The organism is Undibacterium umbellatum, from assembly GCF_014284125.1.
Classification (GTDB): domain Bacteria; phylum Pseudomonadota; class Gammaproteobacteria; order Burkholderiales; family Burkholderiaceae_D; genus Undibacterium; species Undibacterium umbellatum.
Map to the genome: position 1 here is coordinate 1 of NZ_JACOFX010000043.1, position 2,655 is coordinate 2,655.

The 2,655-nt window shown below is 58.0% G+C and carries 7 protein-coding genes; all 7 read right to left on the reverse strand.

Annotation, left to right across the window (positions count from 1 at the left end; all coding sequences use genetic code 11):
- A partial coding sequence (locus H8L47_RS28900) for a hypothetical protein (RefSeq protein WP_186957291.1) occupies window positions 1–231 on the reverse strand: 231 nt, incomplete at its 3' end.
- 8 nt (window positions 232–239) lie between these two features.
- A complete protein-coding gene (locus H8L47_RS28905) occupies window positions 240–737 on the reverse strand; it encodes a lysozyme (protein ID WP_186957292.1) in 498 nt (165 codons plus the stop codon).
- Window positions 734–943, reverse strand: a complete 210-nt coding sequence (locus tag H8L47_RS28910; protein WP_186957293.1) for a phage holin family protein — start codon at window positions 941–943, stop codon at window positions 734–736. The genes H8L47_RS28905 and H8L47_RS28910 overlap by 4 nt, the downstream gene beginning before the upstream one ends.
- Before the next feature lie 2 nt (window positions 944–945).
- On the reverse strand, window positions 946–1,149 hold the full coding sequence (locus H8L47_RS28915; protein ID WP_186957294.1) for a tail protein X: 204 nt from the start codon (window positions 1,147–1,149) through the stop codon (window positions 946–948).
- A 13-nt stretch (window positions 1,150–1,162) separates the two neighbouring features.
- The gene (locus H8L47_RS28920; protein WP_186957295.1) at window positions 1,163–1,651 is read right to left on the reverse strand and encodes a head completion/stabilization protein; all 489 of its coding nucleotides are present in this window, start codon (window positions 1,649–1,651) and stop codon (window positions 1,163–1,165) included.
- Window positions 1,652–1,761: 110 nt separating this feature from the next.
- Window positions 1,762–2,508 carry a phage terminase small subunit gene (gpM, locus tag H8L47_RS28925; RefSeq protein WP_186957296.1) on the reverse strand — a complete coding sequence of 249 codons (747 nt, stop codon included), beginning with the start codon at window positions 2,506–2,508 and terminating at the stop codon, window positions 1,762–1,764.
- Window positions 2,509–2,522: 14 nt separating this feature from the next.
- The coding region (locus H8L47_RS30005; RefSeq protein ID WP_230413956.1) for a P2 family phage major capsid protein at window positions 2,523–2,655 on the reverse strand (133 nt) is incomplete at its 5' end.

A 2,655-nucleotide genomic window follows, 5' to 3' on the forward strand; every position in this document is an offset into this window, starting at 1 on the left:
TTGTAGCTCTTTTTGGTGGGTGGTGGCGATGGTGGCGAGGCTGCGGGACATGAGCCTTTCGTTTTCTCTGGCTGTTTCGCTGGCCTGGGCTTGGTCTTTTGCAATCTGGGCGGTGAGTTTGTCTACCTGGTGTATGGCGTCTTTGTATTTGACGACGCAGAAGAGGGCTGCGGCGGCGATGGCGAGGGCAAGCCAGGGGCGCGGGTCTAGGGCTTTGATGATGTTGAGCATGGGTTGGCCTATGCGGGTGTGAGGCAGAGTTGGCGCTCAGCGGCGCGGCGTTTGGTGAGGCCTGCATAGACCACGCCACCGGCTTTGTTCCAAAACTGCATTTGGTTGCATGCGCCGGTGTAGTCGCCCTTATTGAGCAAGGTAATCATGGTGGATGGCTTGCCGTTTTCGAGCACGCAGAAGCCGTCTTTGACGCCTTTGCGGCCTGGGCCGACGTTGAATACAAATGACGTGAAGGCGGCGCGCTGGTTGTCGTTGAGGGGGACTTTGAGGCAGCTTTCCATCGCTGCTTTGGCTTTGAGCAGGTCTTGCACTGTCATGTCGTCGCATTGCTCTATGGTGGCTGTCTGGCCGAGCTTGACGCCACCAGTGTGGCCGCGGCAGATGGTGGGGATGCTGACGGGGTCAAGGTAGGCGGTTTGCCGGGTGCCTTCAAACAGGACGATCAAGGGCAAGGCGGCGGCGATGCCTGCGGCGATGAGTTTTTGTTTGATGTCTGTACTCATGATTGGCTTTTGCCTTTCTGTGCGTTAGCACGTCTGTGCAGCCAGGGCTTTAGCATTCTGTCGCGCACAAAGAAGGTGATCTGTAGCACGGTGTAAATAATGGTGAGGATGAATACCCATTCATTGAGTGGCACGCCTAGAAACGTGATGGCGCTGATGGCGACGGGTGGTATGGCCTTTACTGTTTCCATGTGGTTGTCGTTCATGGTTAGTCCCACAGGTTGATCATTTGCAGCACGGGGGCTGCAGGTGCGCGGTCTGGCAGGGTGATGGCTTTGCCCATAGGCAGGAATGCGCCGAGGCTGGTTATGCCGGGGTTTAAGGCGAGCACCGCTGCAATGCCTGCGGTGCTGCCCAGGTGACGCCAGATCAGCAGGTCTAAGGTGTCGTTTTGTTGGGCGCGGACGATCATAGGGGTGGCAAATTCATATCAATTCGACCGTGACGTGGTGGCGGCCCAGCAAGTTGGACATTGCCCACTGCGCATTCCTGCGTTCTTCGTCGGGGCCGTTTGCCAGAAAGCTGACGAGTTTTTTGTCATCGAGCGTGGTGGCGGTGGTGTCGTAGTCTTTGTAGCGTTCAATCAGGTCTGCCTTTGCCGTGCAATAGACGGCGCGCAGGTAGTGGGCAATGAGGACGCTTTGCCGGTTGACCTGGGCGGCGGGTATGGCGGCCATGCTGGTGTGGCCTGCGTTTTGTGCTGCTGCTTTTAGCTCGTTGACCTGGTTGTTGACAAAGATGATGGCGTCTACGGTGGCGGCGATGAGGCGGGCGTCTGTGACTGTGCCGTCTAGCCTGATGGCGTCGCGCATGTTGGCGATGTCTATGTCAGGGAAGAATCCATCATTGGTGATGAGGTTGTTTGGCTGGCTTGGGCCTAGCTGGCCGCCTGGTGCGTTGGCAATAAATGGCATGGGTCTGGATCGTTGATAGGTCAGTCAAGGGGGCGGTGGGTGGGCTGTCACAGGGGAAATGGCTAGAAATCCCTGATCGGCCCACGCCGCCCGGCGCCGGAGGGTGCCTGTTATGCAGATGGTGGCGGGCTGGTGGCCGTTTCATCGTCTGCAGTTTTCTTTAGGCGGCGTTCTAGCCGTTCTATGTCTTTTTTGACGCCTATGTTTTGGAAGAGGTCCAGGGCGCGGCGCAGGTTGTCCAGGGCTTTGCTGGCCTGTTCTTCAGTCAATTGGTCAAAGTCAATGTCGCCGTTGCCCATCTTGCCTATCTGGGCATAGCCGAGGGCTTTGTAGAGCTTGGCGCTGGCTTGGTCTGGTACGTCTGCATTGACGGTGAGCAGTTGTACTGCCCGTAGGGTTTCTACGGCTGCTGTTGCTGTTTCAAAGCGGCCTTCGAGGTAGGCACCGGGGATTTCATCGAGCAGCATGGTGGGAACATCGCGGGCGTATTGGTCTGGCAGGTTGAGGTTGTGGACGAGGCAGTATTGGGCGATGTCGAGGGCGCGGGCGTAGTTGCCTGCGTCTATGTGCCAGACGAGGGCGGTGGTTAAGACGAGGTCTTGTGCGCCGTTGCCGTGCTGTAGGGCGGCGTTGATCCAGTCATCATAGTCGGGCAGGATTTCGCGCTTGAGTTCTATTTTGCGCTGGATGGATTTGATGGCTTTGAGCCTTTGTTTGTCGTTGATGAGTTTGGCGAGCATCAAGTCGTAGGCGCTGCCCTGGATGGGCTGGCCGTGTCTGGATGCTGCCGCTGCCTTGGCCGCGAGGATGCGGGCGGCGTGGCGCTGGGCGGGGCTGTTGTGGGTGGCTGTGGTCATGGTTGGCGTGTGACTTAGGCGAGTTCGATGTTTTCAACGAGGGCGGCGATGCCGTAGTCTTCGACGACGTAGGCGTCATTCGAGGATTCGTAGTTTTCGATACGGTCGCGCTTGGCGTTGTCGACGATCTGGCGGCGGCGGGCGCTT